Below are 1,917 nucleotides of genomic sequence, written 5' to 3' on the forward strand. Positions count from 1 at the left end.
GTTTCGCTGTAGCCCCCTTGAGGTAATTGTTCTTTACTTAAGAATATTCCTAGCCCTTTCTTCACTCGAAGCCAGGTAAGGACTTGCTGCTCGATTTGAAAGGCGTCATCTCCCGTTTCAAAGTCAATTGCTTTGAATAAAACCCATCCATATTTTTGATGCTCTTTGATTCTGTTGACACGAGTTTTAGTATTTGCGATTCCAACCTTGTGGGCACCTAAATTTGGGTGAGTCATTAAATACAAGTATGCAGGTTCGTTGTAGTCCAAACCTTTGTCTGCGCAATATCGACAACCACCTTGACCAGTTCGAATGGAGGTGTACGAAGGGGTGACAAGTTTCTTGCACTTATTACAGATACATCTCCAGGGTTTTTCTGCCTTTACATAGTCCTCCATTGGAGTTAAACCCGCATTTACCATCACAGTAAATGCAGTTTTCGGGTCAACTCTTTTTCCTGCGCAGTATCCACAAGGATTCAAACCTTCATTGATTACCGAAGAATAAACTGGCGAAATCTTTCGTCCACACTTCATACATTCGCAATTCCAGCCTGCACGTGCCCCTGAATAAGGCTCTAAGGGTTTTGCACCGTGGCTTTGCATATCAACTATCGCTTCCTCGGGGTCAACTTTTCTACGAGTACAGTAGGCGCAGGCACTTCTCCCGCTTTGCACGGTGTTCCAAGTGGGATAAACATTCCTTTTGCAAGTATTGCAAATGCAGTGCCACTTTTTTGCATTATGGCTATATGGCTCCTGGGGTGTAACTCCCTTGGCAAGCATCACTTGGAATGCAGCATCTGGTTCTACAAAGTGACCTCCACAGAATTTGCAGCCTCCATCACCATTTCTAATGTCTGAGTACTTTGGGAATACTTCTTTGTTGCATCTTGTGCATCTACATTTCCACGCTGTTTTGCCCCCTGGATATGGTTCGAGTGGTTCAAGATTTGACTCTTGCATCTTCGCGATGGCAATGTGATGAGGAACAATCTTCCCCGCACAAACGCCACATCCTCGTCCACTCTTTACGCTGTTGTAGTGCGGCGCAGAAATTTCTCCACACCTATTGCACTTGGATTTCCAGGGTCGGTTTGCTCCTGGATATGCGACCAGTGGAGTGAGTCCTTTTGACTCAAAAAATTCGATTGCTTTGTCTTGTGGAGTCAATTGCTTTCTTTTGTTTTCCGCGTAGCCACATTTCAGACAACCACCTTGACCCCCTTGCAATGATGTAGCCATTGGGAAAACAATGGAATCGCACCGCAAGCATCTGCACTTCCATTTCTTCTGACTTGATTCATAAGGTTCCAGAGGTTCAAGATTCGCCTTCTTCGCAAGTTCAAATGCATCCTCTTGAGACATTCTCCCCGCAAGACCACGTTCATTTGCTGAGCAGAATCTGCATTTTGCACCCCTGTTCTTAACAGTATCGACGCGCGGATTTGATATCTTGCCGCAAGCCAAACATTTAGATTTCCAGCCTTTGCGACTTCCTTCATAGGGAACAAGTGGACTTAAATTGGCTGTCTCTAGAATCTTTCTTGCTTGCTCTTCACTAATAGTTGCTCTACTAGAACAATAGATGCAGCCACCCTGACTTCCTTGAATTGAGGAGTACCTTGGCGAGACTTCATTTTTACAAATCAGACAAAGAGATTTCCAAGGCCTTGCTCTTCCAGGGTATGGCTCAAGTGGCTTCAGATTTTTTGAAAGCATAAGAGCCACTGCTACTTCTTCAGGTATCTTGTGGCTCACGCCTCTATTCTGCCCTTACGTACTGACATCTCAATAGAACCTTGGGGAATCCCTATTTGAGTCTCTTCTATTGAGGCTTACATTTACGAGGGCATCAAGGAAAACTCTTGGGCATCCGCCTATTGTGAGTGTTCGAACTAGCAATCTTGGGCAAGCC

The 1,917-nt window shown here is 45.0% G+C and carries 1 protein-coding gene; it reads right to left on the minus strand.

Going from position 1 to position 1,917, the window contains the following annotated elements; all coding sequences use genetic code 11:
* Positions 1-1,760, minus strand: a 1,760-nt coding sequence (locus ABW391_RS29365) for a hypothetical protein (RefSeq protein ID WP_353485465.1), incomplete at its 3' end; no start/stop codon positions are given.
* Positions 1,761-1,917 lie beyond the last annotated feature (157 nt).

The sequence above is a fragment of the Haliscomenobacter sp. genome (genome assembly GCF_040403615.1).
GTDB lineage: Bacteria > Bacteroidota > Bacteroidia > Chitinophagales > Saprospiraceae > Haliscomenobacter.